We start from the raw sequence: 21,681 nt of genomic DNA, 5'->3' as shown, positions 1-21,681 counted from the left end.
TCAGTTAGTTTATACACAAAATCAATTATTTACGAGCGAAATGGTGGGCACCTTGGCATTAGAAAGCGCAGATACGTTGTCACAAGTAGCCTCATTCAGGCCTTGGCAAGCAGACGGGAGAATACCACCTTTGTGCATCCCTCCGATGGCTGGCTGTCCTTGCACCAGTTGTCACTAGTATCCCCGTCCCCTTTCCACAACCAGCTACTCGAAGGCCAGAGCCACCTGCTCTGGCCTTTGTGTTGTTGCTTTAGGTGGGTGCTCCCTTGGTCAGCGGCAATATTCCAGCGGCTCACCTGCTTGTTTAAGTCAGCGGAGGCTTTTCGCAGGGGTTGGCCTGAGGAAACTGAACGCGGCGGATTGTACTGTATGTTTGCACTACCATGAAAGCTCCCGCTGACTCATTTGCCTACTTGCTGACGCAACACGGCCTGCGCCAAACGCCGGTTCGGCGGGGCGTACTGCGCTTGTTGGTCTCGTCGCCTTTTGCCCTCACCAGCCACGAGTTGGAGAGTGCCCTCGGCGACGACACGGACCGCATTACGCTGTATCGCACCCTTAAGACCTTCGAGGAAAAGGGGTTGATTCACCGCGTCATCGATAATACTGACGTTATCCGGTACGCGGCCTGCTCTGACCACTGCAGTGAGCACGCCCACTCCGACGACCATGTGCATTTCAAATGCACCCAGTGCCAGCACACGTACTGCCTCGACCACGTGACCATTCCGCCCGTGCTGCTACCGGCCGGCTTTCGGGTAGAGTCGCGCGACTACCTCCTGGGGGGCGTGTGCCAGCAGTGCCAACCCCGGTAATCAAGCCGACAAGCCTAAAAACGCCGCCGGCCCGCTGAATACTCGGCGGGCCGGCGGCGTTTTTAGGCTTGTGGCAACCTTAGTGCCCGCGGGCCAGCAGGGCAATGCCTACCACAATGCTAACCAGCCCGAGGGCCTGCGACCAGGATAGGGTTTCGCGCAGCACCACCAGGCCCAGCACCGCCGTCAGCAGCACGGAGCCGCCCACGATTACGGGCGTGCCCACTGAGGAGGGTACGCCGCGGCTAAATACTACGAAGGTCAGGATTTCGGCCAGCCCTACCCCCAGCCCGGCCAGCAGGGCCAGTCCGGCGCCTTTGGCCGTTACCTCCAGGGGCTGCCCTTTTAGATGCAGCCACACCAGCCACAGACCGCCCAGACTAGCCGCTACCAATTGCAGAATAACGGCGCCCGCGGCGGCGGAAACGTGGTCGGCGGCCAGTTTGATAAAGAAGTTGTAGCCGGCCAGGCACAAGGCCGTGAGCAGGGCCAGCACAAGCCAGGGCATGCTTACTCGGCAGTTAGCCGGGCCAGCAGATCCTGCTGTAGTTGCTGCCAGTTGGCCGCATCCGCCGAACTGGCCCAGCGCGCCTGCAGCGCAGAGCTTTTCAGCACGGTTTCCACGGCCTGCTGGGCCAGTTCGGCCAGTTCCTCGTCCGCATCCATACCATTGACGGCCAAGGTCAGGCCCGGCAGGAAATCGGCGCCCGGGTGCCCGTGTATGGCGGCCACAATTTCGGCCGCGGCCAGGGCCTGGCTGCCTTCCTCCTCGTCCAGCACTTCCTCGGCTTCGGCGGCCGTGGCCAGCACCTCGTAGAGCAGGGCTTCGTTGGGGTTGCGGCGGAACTCCTCGGCCAGGTCGGCCGCGGCATCATTATCAAAATTGTGGTAGTCCCAGGTGGCCATATGGTCAGGTAATTAGTAGGTGGTTTTTATGAGTGGGCCGCGAACAAAGCAGGAACTGGCTCCAGGCCTTTCTCTACGGTTCTCCACCGGGCGCGTTTGGCGCCTACCCAGCGGTAGTCGTTTTTATGGGCGGCAGCCAGGCTCCACGCCAGGTTTTGGGTCCACTACAGCATTTTCTCCTTCACAGGCACTCGGCAAGGAAGAAAAAGCCACTGGCGGGTGCAGCGCCCAGGTTACTTGAACTTCTCCTTGAGCAGCTCTACCTCAATAGCGGGCGAAATCTTCTCGTAGAGCACGTGGTAGGCGGCTGAGGTGATGGGCATGTTTACCTGCAGCTTGCGGTTCATTTCGTAGATGCTTTTGACGGCGTAGTAGCCCTCGGCCACCATGTTCATTTCCATCTGGGCTGATTTGACGGAGTAGCCCCGGCCGACCATGTTGCCAAAGGTGCGGTTGCGCGAAAACTGCGAATAGGCCGTCACGAGCAGGTCGCCGAGGTAGGCGGAGGCCGACAGGTCGCGGGGTTGGGGGTTGAGCGCGTGCACAAACCGGCGGATTTCCTGCACGGCGTTGCTCACCAGCACGGCCTGAAAATTGTCGCCGTAGCCCAGGCCGTGGGCAATACCGCAGGTCAGGGCAATGATGTTTTTCATGACGGCGCAGTACTCAATGCCGTCCAGGTCCTGGGCGGGGTTGGCCTTCACGTAGCGGTTGCGCAGCATGCGGCTGAAGTCCTCGCCCAGCTCCGCATCGGGCGAGCCAATGGTCAGGTAGCTTTGCTTTTCCAGGGCCACTTCCTCGGCGTGGCAGGGGCCGGCCACTACCCCCAGCCGGGTGTGCGGCAGCCGGAAACGCTCAGCCACGTAATCCGTCACCAGCACGTTTTTGCCCGGAATCATGCCCTTAATGGCCGAAATGATGCGCTTGTGTTGCAGGGCGTCGCGGTCCAGCTTGTCCAGGGTGCTTTGCACGAAGGCGGCGGGCACGGCCAGCACCAGCCAATCGGCTTCGCGCACGGCCGCTTCCAGGTCGTTGGTGGGAAATACCCGGTCCAGATCATGGGCCACCGAGGAAAGGTAGCGGGGGTTGTGGCGGGTGCGCAGCAGGTGCTGCACGTCGTCCTTGCTGCGCATCCACCAGTGGACGCGGCTGCCATTTTCAGCGAGAATTTTGGTCAGCGCGGTGGCCCAGGAGCCGCCGCCAAGCATGGCTATTTTTTCCAAGGGTGGGAAAGTGGTGAGGTGGTGGTAGCAGTGGTAAACTGGTGAGATGGTGAACTGGTGAAGTGGTGAGTTTAAGGTTCTGTTGGCGCCGTTTGCGCGGGCTGAACAGCAACTCACTATTTCACCATCTCACCATCTCACCGATACGTCAATCTTAGCCAAAAAAAACGAGAGGCTCCCGCCGCGGGTGGCGGCGGGAGCCTCTCACAGGGCCTTACGGGCTCAACCTGAGCGGGTAACCAAGGGCGCACTTATTCCTCGTCCTCGGGAGCATCTTCCTTCAGGGCGGCTTTGTCCAAGGATTTGGCATCCTTGATAACTACTGCCGCGCCATCCTTGAGGGTTTTGGAAACGGCCCGGAAGGGTCCGCTCACTACCTGGTCGCCGGCCTGGATGCCGCTTACTATTTCCATGTTCTGAAAGTCGCTGATGCCGGTTTTTACGGGCGTCATCACCGCCTTACCATTCCGAATCAGGAACACTACCTCCTGCACTTCCGCTTTGGCGCCCGCGGCCGGAGCCGGGGTAGCGCCCCCGCCCGAGGCCCCGCGGCCCACGCGCACTACCGGGGCGCCCTCCTTGGTGGGGCTGTTGGCCTGGGTGCTGTCCGAGCGGGTAGTTACGGCGGCCAGCGGCACGCTCAGCACGTTGGCTTTGCGGTTGGTAATGATGTCGACGGAGGCCGTCATGCCGGGCCGGAACGGGACGATGGTGTGGCCCTTTACCGTGCGCTGCAGCTGGCGGTACGACTCGGGCAGCAGCCGGATGCGCACCTCAAACTCCGTCACGGCCTCGGCCGTGAGGGCATCCTTGGCCGTGTTGGCAATGGCCGTCACCAGCCCGCGGAATTTCTGGTCCTGGTTGGCGTAGCTGTCTACCTCCACGTCCACGGAGTCGCCCAGGTCCACGTTGATGATGTCGTTTTCGTTCACGCTCACCCGCACCTCCATGTTGTTAAGGTTGGCAATGCGCATGATTTCGGTGCCCGCCATTTGGGTAGTACCCACTACCCGCTCGCCCTTTTTCACGTTGAGCTTGCTGACAGTACCGCTCACGGGAGCGTAAATAGTGGTTTTGTTGAGGTTTTTGCGGGCTTCCTCCAGGCTGGCCTGGGCGCTACGCACGTTGCTCTGGGCCGCCCGGATGCTCTGGCGGGCCGAGTTGATTTCCTCCTGGGAAGCCTCATAGGCGGCTTTGCTGGCCTCGTAGTCGGCCTGCGAAATCACCTTTTGCTTGTAGAGGGAGGCGTTGCGGCGGAACGTCAGCTCCGTTTGGCGGGCACTGGCCATGAGTTGCTGCAGCCGGGCCTGGGTCTGGCCCACGTTGGCGCGCTGACTCCCAACCACGGCGCTCTGCTGGTTGACCATGGCCTCGTAGTTGTCGGGGCGAATGCGCAGCAAGAGCTGGCCTTTCTTCACGGAGTCGCCTTCGGCCACGTACAACTCGGTTATTTCCCCGGATACGTCGGGCGAAATCTTCACCTCGGTTTCGGGCTGAACCTTGCCCGAGGCACTTACCTTCTCCACAATGGTAGCCGGCGCGGCCTTGGCCGCCAGCACCTCCGTACCAGCAGGCTTGCCAATCAGGCCCTGCTTTTTGGCTACCAACAAGCCCACGACCAGCACGGCCAGCACGGCGAGTAGGATGAACAGGGTGCGGTTTTTTTTCATGTTAACGGCGTAGGATCTTAGGAACGAGGAGTCAGTGATTGGGGGAAGCGGAACGGACGCGGCGCGGCTACAAGCTGATGGGGCGGCCCTGGTAGAAGTCAAGCACCTTGCGGCGGAAGATAAACTCGTACTTGGCCTGAATCATCGTCGACTCGGCGGCCGTCAGGTTGTTTTTGGCGATGTTGAATTCGGTACCGTTGAGCAGGCCGTTGTTAAAGCGAATTTCGGCGTTGCGGTAGGCCGTGGTCAGGGCCTCCACCTGGCGGCGGGCGGAGAGGTAGCGGCGCTGGGCGGCAATGGCATCGGCGTAGGACTGCTGAATGCTCTGGCGCAGCTGCAGGCGCGTTTGCTCGGCACGCAGCTCCTGCTGCTGAATGTTGATTTGAGCCCGCTGCACGCCCGTGCGGGTTTGCAGCCCGTTGAGAATGGGGATTTGCAGCTGAAACTGCAGGCTCTTACCCAAGTTGTCCTTCACTTGGCTGCTGAAGCTGGAGGGCAGCAGCTCCGGAATGGCCTGCTTGGGCTGGAGCAGAAAGTACTGGGAAGGTACGGGCTGCCCGCCCACGCCGGGCTGAAACACGGGCACCGCTACGGCCTCCGTTGAGTCGCCGTTAAACACCCGCGCCAGCCGCGAGGAGGAGAAACCGGTGAATATGCCGGCCCCGAAGCCCAAGCGAGGGTAGTAGGCGCCGCGGGCAATATCGAGGCTGCGCTGGGCGGAGCGCACGCGCAGGTCGGCGGCTTTCACTTCGGGCAGCAGGCTCTGGGCCGTCTGGTAGGTGCCGTCCGGGTCGGCGCTGAGCAGGGGCTCCTCGTCGGGGTCGGCCAGGGGCGGCACGTCAATCTGGAAGCCCGTGGGCGAGGGCAGGTTTAGCAGCTGCGTGAGCGAGAGGCGGGCCAGGTCGCGCTGGTTTTGGGCCGTAATGACGTTCAGCTCGTCGCTGGCTAGCTGGGCCTGAATATCCAGCAAGTTACTTTCCGGAATGGCGCCGGCTTTAAGCAGTTTTTGGGTGCGCTCTACCTGGGCCTGGGTGCTGCTGACGCGCACCTCGTTGGTGCGCACCAGCTCCTCGGCCAGCACCAGCTGCAGAAACGCCGAAGCCACGTTCAAGGACAAGTCATTGCGCGACTTCTCAATGTCGAGCAGGCTGGCTTCGGAGTCCAGGGCATTGCGCTTCACGGTGTTGCGCAGCTGAAAGCCCGCAAACAAGGTTACCTGCGTGTTGGCCGAGAAGTTGTTGGAGCGAATCGTCTGGCTGACGAAGTCGTTGGTGAGCGGGTCGAGGCCGGTGCCGTAGTTCCAGGCCTGAGTACCGGACAGGTTAGCCGTGGGCAGCAGGGCCGCCTGGCTTTGGCGCAGGGTAGCGTTCTGCAGCGTGGAGGTAAGCTGCTGCTGGCGCACCGTGAGGTTGTTTTGCAGGGCGTAGTCGATGGCCCGTTGCAGGCTCCAGGGGCCGGTGGGCGCGGCCGGCGAAAGCGCACCGGCCGGGGGTTGGGTGGGCGTCGTTTGGGCCAGCACCGGGCTCGTCAGCATACCCGCCGACATACTCATCAACAGCCAGTAAAAACGCTTCATAAAATCAGGAGTGTAGAGCTGATGACTGGCGGCCAAGGCGGCGGGGCCAGCCGCCCCGGTGGCCGGGGCCACCAAAGGTATTGATCTGACCGGAGCAGTGCAGCGGTAAATCAACCAACCGGGCAACGTGGGCGGTTAACCGGGCAGTTTTGGCCGTTAGTCGATGGTGGGAATATACGTGACGCGGTGCACCCAGCGCAACTGCCGCAGGTAGTCCAGGGTAATGGGGCGCAGGCCGGAGTCTACTTCAATGAACTGCCGGGCCGCGTCGTTTTTGCCCTTGCGCGAGACGAACATGGTGGCAATGTTGCACTCGTCGTGGGCAATAACGGAAGCAATGAAGGCAATGGAGCCGGGCACGTCGTCGGCATCAATAATGAGCGTGTGCAGGGAAGCCGAGAAGTCGGCCGGAAAGCCATCTACCTCCACAATCCGAATCACGCCCCCACCCCGACTCTGGCCAATAACCTCCACGGCCTGCCCCGTGCGCTCATCGCGCAGCTGCAGCCGGATGGTGTTCGGGTGCATGGTGGAGGCGTTGCCCACGCCCTGGAAGGTGTACTGCAGCCCGGCTTCCTTGGCGTGGTCGAAGGCCTCGCGGATGCGCACGTCGTCGGTGGGCATGCCCAGCAGCCCGGCCACAATGGCGCGGTCGGAACCGTGGCCCTCGTAGGTGCGGGCAAAGGAGTTATAGAACGTGATGGTGGCGTGAGTGGGCGTGCTGCCCAGAATGCGGATGGCCGCCCGCGCGATGCGCACTACCCCGGCCGTGTGAGAGGAGCTGGGCCCAATCATCACGGGCCCAATCATGTCGAAAATACTGGATTTCTCTGCCATTGCGTAAAGGTAGAAGATGGGGGGAAATTGGTGATGAGGTGATGGGGTGATGAGGTAAGAAGTGAGAGGTGAATCGTGACAGGCACTAAGAGGGTAGGAATGGGTACCAAGTAAAAAGCACGTCATCCTGAGTGTAGCGAAGGATTTTGCTACGCCGGAACATCTGGCGCCGTAACATATGGCTGAGCCAACGACGCGTGCTGCCGGGAGAAGTTCCTCCACTGCGCTCAGGATGACGTGCTTTTTACCTAGTACCCATTCCTACTCTCCTAATACCTGTCACGATTCACCTCATCACCTCATCACCTCATTACCCCATCACCTTTCACTCATCACCTCATCACCATTTCCCCCATCTTTGCAGCGTAGCACCCACTACCACCCTTTCCCTCCGCCCCTTCCCATGACCTCTCCGGAATCAGAATTCTCACCGGCCGTGCTGGCCCAGCTGCGCCGCTTGCAGGAGCGCTACGCCGCCGACGACCAGGACCTGGCCGCCTACCTCGAAGGCCTCTACCATACCCGCTACCTCGGCTACTGGGACTATATTCAGCTGGATGCCCTGCTGAGCTTGCAGCGCCCCCTGACCAACATCCCCGACGAGCGGATTTTTATCATCTACCACCAGATTACGGAGCTCTACTTCCAGCTCTGCCTCTGCGAGTACGAGCAGCTGGGCAACTTGCAGCAACCTACCGTGGAGGAAATCGTGCTGCGGGTAGGGCGCATCAACCGCTACTTTGAAAACCTGATCGACTCGTTTGATGTGATGGTCGACGGCATGGACAAGCAGCAGTTCCTGGAGTTTCGGATGGCCCTGATGCCGGCCTCGGGCTTCCAGAGCGTGCAATACCGCATGATTGAGCTGGCCAGCACTTCCCTGAGCAACCTGGTGCCCGAGGAGCGCCGCCGCCTGCTGGGCTCGGCCGCGGCCCACGACGAGCTGATGGGCTGCATTTACTGGAAATCGGGCGCTACGGTGGTGGAAACCGGAGCCAAAGCCCTTACCCTCATCGAGTTCGAGAAAAAGTACGCCGACAAGCTGCTGGAACACTCCCGTCATTTCGAAGGCCGCAACGTGTGGGCCGTAGTCCAGCGTCTGCCCCCGGGTCCTACCGGCCAGCAGCACCCGCGCCTGCTGCGCCAGCTCAAGCAGCTGGATGTGTGCGTGAACGTGAACTGGCCCCTGATGCACTACAAATCAGCGGTGCGCTACCTGGAGCGCCGTCCCGACGCCATTGCCGCTACCGGCGGCACCAACTGGAAGCAGTACCTGCCGCCCAAGTTTCAGCGCCGCATCTTCTACCCCCAGCTCTGGACCGAGCAAGAATTAGCCGACTGGGGCAAAGGCTGGGTAGAAAGCGTGCTGGGCAGCGAGTAACGGAACCCGCTTCCCCTTACCTATTCGCGCGCTTCGCGCGTAACTGCCCGGCCACGTTCCCGCAGATTTCGGCTATTTCCATTCATGCTCAAAAACAAGAGGCGCCGCGTAATGCGGCGCCTCTTGTTGGTGGCGTTGCTGCAGCCAGCCTGTTACTTCACCGTAAAGCTGGCCTGCGCGTTTTCCCAGGCCAGGCTTACCACCCCGGCGTTGTCGGCGGAAATGGTGAACTGCTCCACCGGGGCAGGCGTTTTGGTGGGCTTTACTTTCACCCGCAGCGCATCCTGGGCGGCGTTATACTTGAAGGAGCCCCACTGATTGGCGGTTTTGTTGAAGATGATGGTCCACTCCTGCTCCCCGGGGATGGTAAACAGGGCGTATTTGCCGGCCGGCAGGGGCTGGCCGTTAATGGTTACGGCTTGCTTGGCCTCGAAGGTGGTAGCCTCGTTGGCGCCCGTGCGCCATACCTGCCCGTAAGGCGCCAACTGCCCCCCGAATGCCTTCCGCCCCTTCAATGACGGGCGGCTGTAGTCGATGGTGAAAGTGGGGCCAGTAACGGTAGCGGGTGGGCTCGGGCGCTTGGATTTGTCCTCGGCGGGTTTCTGGGCGAAGGCCGGGGAAGCCAGCAGCAGCAGACACAGCCAGCTCAGGGCCAGCAGCAAACGGGCATTCAGGTCTTTCATATGGACAGGAAATAAAGGTGGGTACAGACACCAGAACAACTGGCCAGCGAAAATAGCAGTATTGGGCAATTTCTTATCCCTACACCTGCTGAAAATCAATTTCTTACCAAGCCACGCATTCGTTACTGGCTAGCTCCGCGGACCGCGAAGCGGACCTGCGTATCCTCCCAGGCCAGCGTTACCTGCCCGGCTTGGTTGGCCGTAATCAGGAATTGCTCCACCGACCGGGCCGCGGGCTCGGGCCGGGCCTTGACCCGGAGTACGTCCTGGGCGGCATCGTACTCGTAGGCGCCCCACTGGGTAGCGTTCTGATTGAAAATAACGGTCCACTCCTTTTCGCCCGGAATGGTGAACAGGGCATACTTGCCCGCCGGTAAGGGCTGGCCTTGCACCAGCACCGGCTGGTTCACGCTGAACGTGGTGGCCTCGTTGGCCCCGGTGCGCCACACCTGGCCGTAGGGCACCAGGCCCCCAAACACTTTGCGCTCTTTGGCGGAGGGGCGGCTGTAGCTGATGACAAACGTGGCGTTACCCGTAGTAGCCGTCACGGTGGCCGGCGGGCTGGGCCGGCGGGGTTTTTCTTCGGGATTTTTCTTGGGAGAACAAGCCGCAGCTCCTACCAGTAGTAGCAGCGTCAGCCGGAAATACAACCGCACGGGCGGATAAGCGTGGGACATGAACAAGCGGAACAGAGTAGGGAAAACCAGCGCGGCCCCTGCGGTGGGACAGCAAAAGGCCGGGCCAGGCGGCACAGAGCAATAATTATACCTCAACTTGAACTGACGGGTTTCTTGCCCACCCCACAGGGTAGCCCCGGCCGGCTTCGGCTGCGGGGACAGGAGAAACTCGTTAGTTGGAAAAACAACGCCTTGGCGCGCGCCGCCAAGTATCTCGCTCGTGTCGGTGAGTTTACCCTGGCAACTTCAGCTCGCACACGGCGGGTACCTACGTGCTGCACCTGCTCTGGGCCGGCAACAGGGAGCTGACCCATACACTCCCCGGATTCGGTAGGCTATTCTTCCCGCATGCGGGAGGTAGTGCGGGTGTCGGGCATGCGCAGGTACACCAGCAGCGAGAAGGCCGCGCACCCGGTTACGTACCAGTAAAACCACTGCTCCACGCCGTGGTCTTTGGCCAGCAGGGCAATGTATTCGGCGGAGCCCCCGAAGATGGCCACCGTCAGGGCGTAGGGCAGCCCCACGCCCAGGGCCCGAATTTCGGTGGGAAACAGCTCGGCTTTCACCACCGCATTAATGGAGGTATAGCCGCTTACAATTACCAGGGCCACGAGCAGCAGCCCGAAGGCCATACCGGGCCCGTTGGCGCGGCCCAGGGCCGTGAGCAAGGGCACGGTCAGCAGGGTAGCTCCCACCCCAAAAAAGAGCAGCACCGGCCGCCGCCCCACCCGGTCGGAGATGGCGCCCAGCAGGGGCTGCAGCAGCATGGCTACCCCCAGGGCCCCGAAGGAAACCAGCGTGGCCTGGTCCTTGGTAAAGCCGGTGGTATTCACCAGAAACTTCTGCACGTAGGTAGTGAAGGTGTAAAAGACCACCGTGCCGCCCAGGGTCAGGCCCACTACCGTCAAGATTTCGCGGGGGTGCTGGAGCAGCACCCGGAGTTGGCTGGGCCGCTGGGGCGGGCCGGTGGCCGGGGTGGTTTGCCGGGTGAAGGCATCGGTTTCTTCCATGCTGCGGCGCAGGTACAGGGCCACCAGGGCCGCCACGGCTCCCAGGGCAAACGGCACCCGCCAGCCCCAGGCGTACATTTCCGCCGGGGTAAGCCACTGCTGCAATCCTAACTGCACCAGCAAGGCCAGCAACTGGCCGGCAATCAGAGTTACGTATTGAAAGCTGGAAAAAAAGCCCCGGTTGCGCTGGTCGGCCATTTCGCTTAGGTACGTAGCCGAAGTGCCATACTCCCCGCCCACGCTCAGGCCCTGCAGCAGCCGGGCCACCACCAGCAGCACCGGCGCCGCTACCCCAATCTGGCCGTAGGCAGGCGTAAGGGCAATCAGCAGGGAGCCCCCGCACATGAGCAGCACCGAGGCCAGCAGGGCGGCTTTGCGGCCGGCGCGGTCGGCGTATACCCCCATCAGCCAGCCCCCGAGCGGGCGCATCAGAAACCCCACCGCAAAAATGGCCGCCGAGTTGAGCAGCTGGGACGTCAGGTTGCCTTGGGGAAAGAAAGCCGGGGCAAAATACAGGGCGAAGGCGGAGTACACGTACCAATCGTACCACTCCACCAGGTTGCCCACCGAGCCGCTGAAGATGGAGCGGACGCGGGAAGCCATGGTGCGCGGGGCAGCGGGCGGCGGAAGCTGGGACATAGAAACGGGCAGAAAACCAGGAAGGCGCGCAAAATAGCGGAAGTGCCGGGAAGCCGGCGGTTCTGCTACCTTTGCCGCTTCGTTCTTTGGCGGTATTTCCAGTCAGACGAGCGGCAGGTTGTTGGCCCCGGCCAAGGGGTAGGCATGAAAAGGGAACTGGGTGCAACTCCCGGACAGACGCGCTACTGTAAGTGCCGGCCGCCCCGCGGCAACTGTTTCTCACGTAATCCATTGCCCGGGCCTAGGCCGCGGGTGAGAAGGGCGGGAAGCAGGGTACAAGTCAGGAGACCTGCCCGCCGCTTATGTTGATAAGGCTCCTTCGCGACTTGAGGACCCTTGTCGGGTGCTGCTGCGTGTGGGCCGGTGGGCAGGAGGCGTGGGCTTCCTGCCCGGGGGCCGGGCGTGGTAATCCGGCGAAGGTAGCCAAGTGAAACAAGGGCCCGGAAAAGCGGCCAGAGCGCTTCTTCTCCCCTTTTTCACTTACTCCCCCGCGTGCCATGTTACCACTCGAAGAAAAAATCAGCCGCGCCGAAACGCGCATTTTCAAGGCCGTATTTCCCAACACCACCAACCACTACGACACCCTGTTCGGGGGCACTACCCTGCACCTCATGGACGAGGTAGCCTTTATCACGGCCACCCGGTTCAGCCGCCTCAAAATGGTAACCGTGTCCTCCGATAAAGTCGATTTCACTCATCCCATTCCCGGCGGCACCCTGGTCGAGCTCATTGGGCGCGTCGAGCACGTGGGCAACACCAGCCTGAAGGTGCGCGTGGAGCTGTTCGTGGAGCAGATGTACTCCGAGGAGCGCCACCGGGCCGTGTCCGGGCTGTTCACGTTTGTGGCCATTGATGAGCACAAACGGCCCGTACGCATTCTGGGGGCCACTGAAGCGGCAGTATAGGTAAATAGATATTTTTCGGGGTGCCAATAAACTAGTTGTATGACGGTTACGTTTCAAGGCAGGACTTTTCCCAGAGCCACCTGAACCTTTCTGCGCGCGGCCAAGGTTAAACAGGCCTCTCTCCCTATCACGTTGATATGGCACCCGACCTACACTACACTCCTGAAATGAATTCTCGCCTGGAACAGTCGTTTCGGGAAGCGGACCTGGCCCGCGAAGAACTAACTGACTCTATGGCAAACTCTGTGGCCGCTAACTGCGACCTTCTCCACCACGGCCTAGTAAGCGCCAAAGGACTGGAGGTCACGACGGAAATGTACCGTCACCTACTTGGCCAACTGCTGCGCCACCCCTCCGGGGAAGTGCGTACGCAAGCCCTCACCCTGTTCAACGAGGCTATGGAAAAATTTTGGCCCCGCCTGCAAAGCACTCCGCCGTCCGGCGCCGGGCACTAGGCGCTACCACGAGCCGCCCCAACAAGCAGCCTCAGGCCCTGCGGAACCAAAATGGACTCCGCAGGGCCTGAGGCTGTTTTTAGCTGCGTATCTTTGCCGCTCTTACCCCTTTCACTGGTTCAAAGGCTAACTCCCTTTCACCTTGCACATGACTGATAAACAAGAAATTGAGCTGCTACTTCCACCGGAGGTAGCCTACGACGAGCTGGCCCGCTACCGCGCCCTGCTCGATGCCGCGGGCCTGGTACCCGGTCAGGCCGATTTTGTGCACCTGCGCAAGCGTTCCATTGATGCGCGCGGCCGCCAGCCCCTGGTGCGCCTGCGCGCCGACATCTACCAGACGCCCCCGCCTGCGGACCTGTTCGGGCCCTGGTTTCAGTATCCGGATGTAAGCCGAGCCCGCCGCTCCGTACTGATTGTGGGGGCGGGTCCGGCCGGGCTGTTTGCCGCCCTGCGCGCCATTGAGCTGGGTATCCGGCCCATTGTGGTGGAGCGGGGCAAGGACGTGCGTACCCGCCGCCGCGACCTGGCGGCCCTAAACAAGGAGCACGTCGTTAACCCCGATTCCAACTACTGCTTTGGCGAAGGTGGGGCCGGCACCTACTCCGACGGCAAGCTGTACACCCGCTCCACCAAGCGCGGCGACATTCAGCGCATTTTGCGCCTGCTGGTGCAGCACGGCGCTACCCCCGACATTCTGGTGGATGCTCACCCCCACATCGGCACCAACAAGCTGCCCTCCGTAGTGGCGGCCCTGCGCGAGAGTGTGCGCCAGGCCGGTGGCGAGGTGCACTTCGATACCCGGGTCGATGACTTACTCCTGGAAAACAACCACTTGCGCGGGGTAGTCACGGCTACGGGCCAAGCCCTGGAAGCTGACGCCGTCATCCTGGCCACCGGCCACTCGGCCCGCGACATCTATGAGCTGCTACACCGCCGCGGCGTACTGATTGAGGCTAAGCCCTTTGCCCTGGGCGTACGGGTAGAGCACCCCCAGGCCCTCATCGACCAGGCCCAGTACCGCCGCCAGGACCGGGGCGTGCTGCCGGCCGCTTCCTACGCGCTGGTGCACCAAACCCAGTGGAAAAACCAGCAGCGGGGCGTGTTTTCCTTTTGCATGTGTCCCGGCGGCTTTATTGTGCCGGCCGCTACCTCGCCCGGCGAGGTAGTGGTGAATGGCATGAGCCCCAGCCGCCGCGACTCGCGCTTTGCCAACTCGGGCATTGTGGCGGCCGTGGAGCTGGAAGACATGGACGTGCGCCGGCACGGGGCCCTGGCGGGCCTGCGGTTTCAGCAGGAAATTGAGCAGCGGGCCTGCCGCCTGGCCGGCAATACTCAGCTGGCCCCGGCCCAACGCCTCGGCGACTTTCTGAAAAGCAAAGTGTCGCCGGAGCTGCTGGAAACCAGCTACCAGCCCGGCCTCGTGTCGGTGCCCATGGATCAGGTGCTCGGGCCGGCGCTGGCCGAGCGCCTGCGCCAGGGCTTCCAGAACTTCGGGCGCAAAATTCCGGGCTACGCCACCAACCTGGCCCAGATTGTAGGCGTGGAAAGCCGCACCTCCTCCCCGGTGCGCATCCCCCGCGACCGGGATACGCTGGAGCACCCCCAGGTGCGCGGCCTTTTCCCGTGCGGGGAAGGCGCGGGCTATGCCGGCGGCATCGTCTCGGCCGCCATGGACGGGGAGCGGTGCGCTGAGGCGGCGTTTGCAGCCATCGGCGCGAAATAATCGTTATAAGGGGAAAACTACTTTTCCGTCGTTTGGCGCAGGACGCTGCCAGCCACGAAGAAGCTCAGCCCTTAGCCAGCAACGCTTCCCGGCAAAGGTTCTTTGTTGCTGCCTGCGTGCCCCGTACGCTGAATGACAAACATTTCTGCTTATGAAAAAGACCCTTGTTCTCGGGGCCACCGATAACCCCGCCCGCTACGCTTACCGCGCCGTTCACCAACTCAAAAGCCACGGCCACGAGGTAGTGCCCGTCGGCATCCGCAAGGGCCAGGTGGCCGGCCTGGATATTCAAACCGACCGGCCCGCAGCCGAAGCCGTTGATACGGTCACGCTCTACGTGGGGCCCCAAAATCAGCCCGGCTGGTACGACTACATCCTGGACCTGAATCCGAAGCGCATCATCTTCAACCCCGGTACCGAAAATCCGGAGCTGGAAGAACTGGCCCAGCAGCGCGGCATCCGCACGGAAGAAGCCTGCACCTTGGTAATGCTGAGCGTAGGCAATTACTAAGTCGCCCCACCCTAATGGTGTTTCTCAAGCCCTGGTACCCTCGGTACCGGGGCTTTCTTATGCGGCAGCCGGCTTTTTGCCGATCTTAGCTAACCTGACTGATTCCAAGGGTTGACAGCGGGCTGAATTCGACACGTTTTCCAGCTGATTATCAGCACTTTTAGCCTTTAACGCCGTCAGTACGCATATTTTTCTCCTTCTCAGGCAACCCCTACCTTCCGGTCCTCATCTAGCCCCTTAAACGCCCCGCTCTGATCCGAACTTTACGCCTTCTTCCGTGACTGATGCCGACCTCATAGCCGCCTGCCGCCAAGGCAGCAGTCGGGCCCAGAAGCTGCTCTACGAGCGGTTTTCGGGGCTGATGCTGTCTGTGTGCCTGCGCTACCTGCGGCGGCGCGAAGATGCCGAGGAAGCCCTGATTGTGGGGTTCACCAAGGTGTTCCGGGCCCTGGATCAGTACCGGCACGAGGGCTCGTTTGAGGGCTGGATCCGGCGCATCGTCGTGAACGAGGCCCTCGGGATGCTACGGCGCAAGGAACCCCTGCACCTGGCCATCGACGACCTGACCTACGACACGCCCACTACCCCCGCCGAAGCCGAAAGCCGCCTCAACGCCGACGATATGCTGGCCTTGCTAGCCGAGCTGCCCGCCGGCTACCGTACCGTCTTTAACCTGTACGCCCTGGAGGGCTACACCCACCCCGAAATCGGCGAGCTGCTCGGTATTTCGGAGGGCACCAGTAAATCGCAGCTCAGCAAGGCCCGGGCCATGCTCCAGCGCCGCCTCGCGGTAGCCAACGCGCAAGCCCAACCGGCCGCCTCCACCTCCTCACCGAAAGAATTGTATGCAGTCGGAAGATATTGATAAGCTGTTTCGCGAGCGGCTGGCGGGCCATGCCCCCACCCCGCCCGCTTTCGTCTGGGCCGAAATTGAGGCCGAGATTCAGCCCCGCCGCAAGCGCCCCGTGCTGTGGCTGGCTGCCGCCGCGGTAGCCCTGCTCACCCTGCTGGGCGGGGCCTCCTGGTGGGTGCTGACGGGGAGTAACCCCGGCCGACCCGGTGGCCCGCAGCTGGCTGCCACCGCGCCCCGGCCAGCTCGTGCTGCTACCCCTGAACATCCGGAAAATAATTCCTTTTCTCAGGCAACCGCTCCCCTCGCTTCCTCATCTAGCCCCTCAGAAGCCTCGGCCAATACGCCCGCCGTTGTAGTGGCCACTGCAACTCCCTCCCAGCAAGCCCGGTCTCGGGGTGTACAACCAGACCCCGCTGCTGCGAGTCGCCGGCCCGCCCGGCCCCGCGCTTCTACTCCGGCCGCCGTCCGGCAGCTGGCCCTGGCGGATGCGCCGGCCCCTACCCCGAGCCGCCCGAAGCTCCCCGAGCCTACGGCTGACCCGGAACTGGACCGGCCCACCACCTTACCCGCGGCCACCGTGGCCCTCACGGGCCCCATTGAAGTGGAAGTGCGGCCGGCGGCGCCCGCCCCGGCTGTAGCCGCCGCGCCTACCCATCGGCCCCGCCTGACTTCCCTGCTCCGGCAGGCCCGCAACGCCGTGAAGGGCGAGCGGGTCAGCCTGACTGATGCCGGGCTCCCTGAAACGGTGACGGTGCAGGCCCGGGTGGCGGGCCACACGCTTACCAAGACTATCCAACTGTAACTCTCCCGCTTTTCGCGCCTTGTCTCATGAAACGCTTTTTTGCTCTCCTCGCCTTTTTGCTGCTGACGCTGACCACGGCCAGCACCTCCCGGGCCGCCAGCCGCCCCGGCAACGACGACACCATTCTGGTAAAGCTGCCTAACCAGTCCACGATGACGCTTTACGTCAAGGACAAGGCCCAGCTCCGGCAGATGCGTCAGTACAAGCTGGACTCCCTGATTGTGCTGCTCGACGCCTACATCACCCAGGCCGAAGCCGCCGGCAAGAACTCCAAAGCGGAGCAGGTGACCCTGGAGTTTTACCCTGCCAAGGAGCAACCCGGCAAGCAAGTACCCGAGCAAATCCGGATTACGGTGCGCAACCAAGGGGCGGGTAGCAAAACCAAATCGGCCGACCACGTGGACGTTACCCTGGGCCGCGTGTTTGGTGTGACGGTGGACGAAAGCACCGATGGCGGTAATGACCACGTTTCGGTGCGGGTGGGTTCTTCTCCTACCTCCGACTCCATCCACAATGCGCAGCGCAAAGCCCGGCAGGAAGAGCGCGCCAACCGCGCCGTGCACAGCAACTTCAACATCGACCTGGGCCTGAACACGCTGGTAAACCGCGAAACGCCAGCAGGGGGCCAAGATTTCGACCTGCGCCCCATCGGTTCCCGCTACCTGAGCTTGAACTGGCACTACGACATTCGGGTGGGTAAGAAAGGCTCTCCGCTGCACCTGCTGACGGGTCCCGAATTGGCCTTCAATAATTACATGCTCGATAAGAACCTGCAGTTTGTAGAAGCGGGGAGCCGTACCGTTGTGGCCACGGACGCTAACAACCCCGACCGGGAGCTGCAGAAAAGCAAGCTGGCCGTTTCCAGCATCAACCTGCCGCTGATGGCCGTGCTGGACTTTAAAAACAAAAAAGGCCGCGACGCCTTCCGCATTGGGGCCGGCGGGTTTATGGGCTACCGCCTGGGCTCCCACACCAAAATCAAGTACGAAGACAACGGCAACACCAAGAAAGACAAGGACCGCGGCTCCTACAACCTGGCCGACTTCCAGTACGGCTTGCAGGGCACCATCGGCATCCGCCGCATCGACCTCTTCGCCAAGTACCACCTCAACGAGACGTTCAAAAACAACCGCGGCCCCCAGGCCCAAACCCTGAGCTTCGGCGTCTCTCTGCTGCAGTAAATGGTGAAATAGTGGGATGGTGAGATGGTGAATGTCATTGCCAGGACGCAAGACCACTCATTCCTCTCTCATTTACCAAACTTAAAACAAGTAATGAGCCCTTACTTCCGAGCTGGAAGTAAGGGCTCATTATTTTGGAGGGGGTTAACTGTTGCACGTGACGGATTGACGCCGCTTGGTACGCGGAATGTCCTGCGACCCGGCAATAACACGTACGCCTGAACAGCAGCTCACCAATTCACCATCTCACTATTTCACCACGTGCCGGTAGAAGTTATCCAGCAGGATGGCGGCTGATACGGCTACGTTGAGGCTTTCGGCCTGGCCGCGGCCGGGAATGTGCAGGCGCTGGGTCAGGCAGGCTTCGACGGGGGGCGTGAGGCCGTGGCTTTCACTGCCCATCACCAGCACGCCGGTGGGCTGCAAGGTGAGGCGGTGCACATTGTCGCCGTGCAAATCAGCCCCGTAGACGGGTAGTTCGGATGGGAGGCTGCCAAGCCAGGCGGGCAGCTCGCGCTGCCAGACGGGCACGCGGGTAAAGGAGCCCATGGTAGCCGACACGGTTTTGGGCGCCCAGGGGTCGGCGCAGGTTTCGGAGCAGACGACGCCGGCCAGCCCGTACCAGTCGGCCAGCCGGATGAGAGTGCCCACGTTGCCGGGGTCGCGCACTTCGTCCAGGGCCAGGAAGAGCTGCCCGGCAGTGGGTTGCAGGGGCTTTTCCGAGGGTAAGCGGGCCACGGCCAGGGCCGTCGTGTTGGTACTGAGCGTACCCAGGCGGGTCAGCTCCTCTTCCGAAACAACGTCGACGGGTAGGCCGGCCGGAATTTCCGGCCGGATTTTCTCAGCGAATTCCGACGTAACCATGAGCCGTTCCGTTAGAATCCCGGAACTTAGCAGCTCCCGTACGCTTTTGCCGCCTTCTACCAGGAAGGCGCCGTGCCGGAGTCGGTACTTCTTCAGGTGCAGCGCGTGCACGTATTTCGCTACTGCTTTTGAAATCATATTCGCAGATTAACGGTCGGCCCTCCGGGTGGGGGCTCTTGTCAGGAAAAAACTTCACGCGCCTGGCGCTGGGCAGCCTGCTGGTGGCCGGCGGGGTAAGCGGCTGCTCGCCCCTGCGCCTGCTTACGCCCGGCCAGCGCCTGCTGAGCCGCGTGAAGGTAGAAGGCACGGAAAAGGCCGATGCTGAGCGGCTGCAAACCCTGGTGCAGCAAAAGCCCAACAGTACGTTTCCGCTGCCAAAGGTAGCCATCTACCAGCTAGGCCGCTCATTTTATAACGCCGAGCGCATCCAGCGCAAGCTCCAGGAAGACCGCACCCACTACGACCAGCTGATTAAGGCCGCCGGCACCGACTCGGCTGAGGTGGGCAAGCTGCTCACCAAGCGCGAGCGGCACACCCGCCGCCACCAGCTGGCCCTGGACAAGGGCAACGCCGTTATGCGCCTGGGCGAGCCCCCGGTTATCTACGACTCGTCGCTGACGGCTACCTCCGTCGACCAGCTTGGCATTTATCTTAAGTCGAAGGGTTTTTTCCGCAGCTCGGTTTCGGCCACCGATACGGTGCCCACCCGGATGTTCTCGCCCCTGCGCATTTTCACCCTCCGCTCCCCGTTTCACGCCGATTCCCAGCGCGTGACGGTTACCTACCGCATCCACGAGGGACCCGCCTTCCACTACTCCCAGCTCGACTACGATATTGCCGACACGGCCATTTCCCGGCGCGTGCTGCTGAGCCAGCCCCAGAGCCTGCTGCGGGTAGGCGACCAGTACGACGAGGAGCAGATCGGGGCCGAGCGCAGCCGCTTGGAAAATCTGCTGAAAAACCAGGGCTTCTATGATTTTCGCCAGCAGTACATTACCCTGGAGGCTGACACCAGCTTTGCCCCTACCACCGTGCGCCTGCGCACCATGGTCGCCAAGCCTACCCGCGGGGAGCAGCACCGCCTCTACACGGTGCGGCAGGTAAACGTGGTTACCGATGCGGGCCTGGTGCGCTTCGGCCAGCAGCGCGACACCATCATTCGCGACTCGGTGTACTACCTGGCCTACAAGCACAAGTTCAACACCAAGGCCCTGGACCTGAAGCTGGCCGTGCGCCCCGGCGACGCCTACAGCCTGAGCAACACCCAGCTTACCCAGCGCCAGCTCTCGGGCCTGGATATGTTCCGTTTCAGCACCGTGACCTACCGGCGGGTACGGGGCCCGGAGGCCCCGGCCGACTCGGCGCGGGGCCTGCTCGATGCCACCGTTAATGCCTCGCCGGCCAAGAAATTTCAGGAAACGTCGGAGTTCGGGGCTACCTCCGTGGCCGAGCGGATCGGGCCGTTTGGCAACGTGCGCCTCAAGGTGCGCAACGTGTTTGGCGGGGCCGAGATTTTGGAATTTGGCCTGCGGGCGGGCTTCGAAGGCCAGTACAGCCTAACCGGCCCGATTGAGGATGTAACCGACCGGCAAAGCGTGCTGACTACCCAGCTGGGGGCCAACGTGAACCTGGTGCTGCCGCAGTTTCTGGTGCCGTGGCGAGCCAACCGCTTCCTGAGCCAGTACAACCCGCGCACTCGCTTCAACGCTACCTACACCTACGTGTACCGCCCGGAGTACACGCGCACCAACGCCGAGGGCACGTTTGACTACATCTGGCAGCGCTCGGCGTTTCACCAGTTCGTGCTTACCCCGGTTGACGTGAGCATCATCCGCACCGCCGACGTGAACGAGCAGTTTGCTACCATTCTGCAAAACTTGCTGATTCAGCAGGGTTCCCCGCTGTACCGCAGCTTCGATAACCTGTTCATTCCCAGCTTCAACGCTACCTCCCTCTACAACTCCAACGATTTCAACCAAACCCGCGACGGATACTACCTGCGCCTGTTTGGAGAGTTGGGCGGCCTCACGCGCAGCCTCTACCAGAAGCAGCCGCTGATCAATAACCAGGACAACCCCAAGGCCAACCGGCTGAAAACCTACGACTTCGCCAAGTTCACGGCTGATTATCGCCGCTACTATAAGCTAGGCCCGAACTCCTACTTCGTGTATCGCCTGGCGGCCGGCGCCGCGACGGCGCTAACCTCCACCCGCATTGTAACCCGGGATGAAGGCGGGGCGACGGTAGGCGACGAAACCGCATACCTGATTCCCTACGACAAGTACCTGTTTGCGGGTGGTAGCTCCAGCGTGCGGGCCTGGAAACCACGCCGCCTAGGCCCGGGCTCCTCCACCCAGTATAAGCTCGACCCGAAAGATCCAACCAAATTTCTGGAAGTGAATGGACAGCGGGTGCGCGACTACAACTTGGAACAGCCTGGTGAGTTGCTGTTGGAAGGCAACGTAGAGTATCGCTTTCCTCTCTACAGTTTTATCCGGGGGGCACTGTTCACTGATTTCGGCAATGTCTGGGCTATTCGCCAGGACCCGCGGCCGGGGGCGCAGTTTAGGTTCAACGAGTTCTACCAGCAGTTTGCCGTGGGCTCCGGCATTGGCTTCCGCTTCGATTTCACCTTCCTGATCCTGCGCCTGGACGTGGCCACGAAAGTTTACGACCCGACCGCGCCCGGCAGCAAGTGGGCCATCCGCAAGTTCAGCCTGGCCGAGGACCAAACTGCCTTTAACCTGGGCATCGGCTACCCCTTCTAGCAGTACGTTGGTGGTTAAGTGAGCAAACGAAAGCCACCATACCCACATCAAAAGCCCGTTATCCTGAGTTAAGCGAAAAGGAGCTTATCACGCAAGAATGAGTCGTTGTTACGGCTCTCCTAGCGTGGTAAGCTCCTTCGCTTAACTCAGGATGACAAGCTTTTTCACCTCACTTAATCATCCACTCACTTCTTCACCT

At 61.8% G+C, this 21,681-nt stretch carries 20 protein-coding genes and 1 riboswitch; of the genes, 10 read left to right on the top strand and 10 right to left on the bottom strand.

The genetic code is table 11. The features are described 5' to 3' along the window. The first annotated feature begins 383 nt into the window (after positions 1 to 383). Entirely contained in the window at positions 384 to 815 is a 432-nt protein-coding gene (locus IEW18_RS13970; protein ID WP_188558482.1) for a Fur family transcriptional regulator, read from the top strand. Positions 816 to 894: 79 nt separating this feature from the next. On the opposite strand, the gene IEW18_RS13965 is transcribed toward IEW18_RS13970, so the two are convergent. The 6 genes from IEW18_RS13965 to sdaAB form a co-directional block, all read right to left on the bottom strand. Further along, entirely contained in the window at positions 895 to 1,323 is a 429-nt protein-coding gene (locus tag IEW18_RS13965; RefSeq protein WP_188558481.1) for an EamA family transporter, read from the bottom strand. Between the two features lie 2 nt (positions 1,324 to 1,325). After that, positions 1,326 to 1,721, bottom strand: a complete 396-nt coding sequence (locus IEW18_RS13960) for a DUF4259 domain-containing protein (protein ID WP_188558480.1) — start codon at positions 1,719 to 1,721, stop codon at positions 1,326 to 1,328. A 233-nt stretch (positions 1,722 to 1,954) separates the two neighbouring features. Continuing rightward, a complete protein-coding gene (locus IEW18_RS13955) occupies positions 1,955 to 2,944 on the bottom strand; it encodes an NAD(P)H-dependent glycerol-3-phosphate dehydrogenase (RefSeq protein WP_229728750.1) in 990 nt (329 codons plus the stop codon). Positions 2,945 to 3,195: 251 nt separating this feature from the next. Further along, positions 3,196 to 4,614, bottom strand: a complete 1,419-nt coding sequence (locus IEW18_RS13950) for an efflux RND transporter periplasmic adaptor subunit (RefSeq protein WP_188558479.1) — start codon at positions 4,612 to 4,614, stop codon at positions 3,196 to 3,198. 67 nt (positions 4,615 to 4,681) lie between these two features. Next, positions 4,682 to 6,190, bottom strand: coding sequence for a TolC family protein (locus IEW18_RS13945; protein WP_188558478.1), 1,509 nt, complete (start codon positions 6,188 to 6,190; stop codon positions 4,682 to 4,684). 156 nt (positions 6,191 to 6,346) lie between these two features. Then, positions 6,347 to 7,027: an L-serine ammonia-lyase, iron-sulfur-dependent subunit beta gene (gene sdaAB / locus IEW18_RS13940; RefSeq protein ID WP_188558477.1), complete on the bottom strand. Its 681-nt coding sequence runs from the start codon at positions 7,025 to 7,027 to the stop codon at positions 6,347 to 6,349. Between the two features lie 403 nt (positions 7,028 to 7,430). On the opposite strand from sdaAB, the gene IEW18_RS13935 reads away from it, so the two are divergent. Then, on the top strand, positions 7,431 to 8,408 hold the full coding sequence (locus IEW18_RS13935; protein WP_188558476.1) for a tryptophan 2,3-dioxygenase family protein: 978 nt from the start codon (positions 7,431 to 7,433) through the stop codon (positions 8,406 to 8,408). Between the two features lie 152 nt (positions 8,409 to 8,560). Here the strand turns inward: IEW18_RS13935 and IEW18_RS13930 are convergent, their stop codons facing one another. From IEW18_RS13930 to IEW18_RS13920, 3 genes are all read right to left on the bottom strand, one after another. Then, positions 8,561 to 9,091 (bottom strand): DUF2911 domain-containing protein, encoded by a 531-nt coding sequence (locus IEW18_RS13930; protein ID WP_188558475.1) that lies wholly within the window; start codon positions 9,089 to 9,091, stop codon positions 8,561 to 8,563. 122 nt (positions 9,092 to 9,213) lie between these two features. Further along, complete coding sequence (locus tag IEW18_RS13925; RefSeq protein ID WP_188558474.1) at positions 9,214 to 9,768, bottom strand: DUF2911 domain-containing protein; 555 nt, start codon at positions 9,766 to 9,768, stop codon at positions 9,214 to 9,216. Positions 9,769 to 10,103: 335 nt separating this feature from the next. Beyond that, complete coding sequence (locus tag IEW18_RS13920; protein WP_188558473.1) at positions 10,104 to 11,417, bottom strand: MFS transporter; 1,314 nt, start codon at positions 11,415 to 11,417, stop codon at positions 10,104 to 10,106. A 98-nt stretch (positions 11,418 to 11,515) separates the two neighbouring features. Further along, positions 11,516 to 11,728: riboswitch (cobalamin riboswitch) on the top strand. 186 nt (positions 11,729 to 11,914) lie between these two features. Here IEW18_RS13920 and IEW18_RS13915 point away from each other — a divergent pair. The 7 genes from IEW18_RS13915 (at position 11,915) to IEW18_RS13885 (ending at position 17,850) form a co-directional block, all read left to right on the top strand. After that, positions 11,915 to 12,322, top strand: a complete 408-nt coding sequence (locus IEW18_RS13915; RefSeq protein WP_188558472.1) for an acyl-CoA thioesterase — start codon at positions 11,915 to 11,917, stop codon at positions 12,320 to 12,322. A gap of 137 nt (positions 12,323 to 12,459) precedes the next feature. After that, positions 12,460 to 12,777: a hypothetical protein gene (locus IEW18_RS13910; protein ID WP_188558471.1), complete on the top strand. Its 318-nt coding sequence runs from the start codon at positions 12,460 to 12,462 to the stop codon at positions 12,775 to 12,777. A gap of 148 nt (positions 12,778 to 12,925) precedes the next feature. Continuing rightward, positions 12,926 to 14,503 (top strand): NAD(P)/FAD-dependent oxidoreductase, encoded by a 1,578-nt coding sequence (locus IEW18_RS13905; RefSeq protein WP_188558470.1) that lies wholly within the window; start codon positions 12,926 to 12,928, stop codon positions 14,501 to 14,503. A gap of 151 nt (positions 14,504 to 14,654) precedes the next feature. Beyond that, complete coding sequence (locus IEW18_RS13900) at positions 14,655 to 15,014, top strand: CoA-binding protein (protein WP_188558469.1); 360 nt, start codon at positions 14,655 to 14,657, stop codon at positions 15,012 to 15,014. Positions 15,015 to 15,291: 277 nt separating this feature from the next. Then, entirely contained in the window at positions 15,292 to 15,879 is a 588-nt protein-coding gene (locus IEW18_RS13895; protein ID WP_188558468.1) for an RNA polymerase sigma factor, read from the top strand. Then, on the top strand, positions 15,860 to 16,669 hold the full coding sequence (locus IEW18_RS13890) for a hypothetical protein (protein WP_188558467.1): 810 nt from the start codon (positions 15,860 to 15,862) through the stop codon (positions 16,667 to 16,669). The genes IEW18_RS13895 and IEW18_RS13890 overlap by 20 nt, the downstream gene beginning before the upstream one ends. Positions 16,670 to 16,695: 26 nt before the next feature. After that, positions 16,696 to 17,850, top strand: coding sequence for an outer membrane beta-barrel protein (locus IEW18_RS13885; protein ID WP_188558466.1), 1,155 nt, complete (start codon positions 16,696 to 16,698; stop codon positions 17,848 to 17,850). Between the two features lie 249 nt (positions 17,851 to 18,099). Here IEW18_RS13885 and IEW18_RS13880 read toward each other — a convergent pair whose 3' ends face one another. Beyond that, the gene (locus IEW18_RS13880) at positions 18,100 to 18,852 is read right to left on the bottom strand and encodes a TrmH family RNA methyltransferase (protein WP_188558465.1); all 753 of its coding nucleotides are present in this window, start codon (positions 18,850 to 18,852) and stop codon (positions 18,100 to 18,102) included. Here IEW18_RS13880 and tamL point away from each other — a divergent pair. Next, entirely contained in the window at positions 18,843 to 21,482 is a 2,640-nt protein-coding gene (tamL, locus tag IEW18_RS13875) for a translocation and assembly module lipoprotein TamL (protein WP_188558464.1), read from the top strand. The two genes, IEW18_RS13880 and tamL, sit on opposite strands and share 10 nt — an antisense overlap. The last annotated feature ends 199 nt before the right edge of the window (positions 21,483 to 21,681 follow it).

The organism is Hymenobacter glacieicola (genome assembly GCF_014640315.1).
Lineage (GTDB): Bacteria > Bacteroidota > Bacteroidia > Cytophagales > Hymenobacteraceae > Hymenobacter > Hymenobacter glacieicola.
This window is presented reverse-complemented; position numbering and strand designations above follow the sequence as displayed.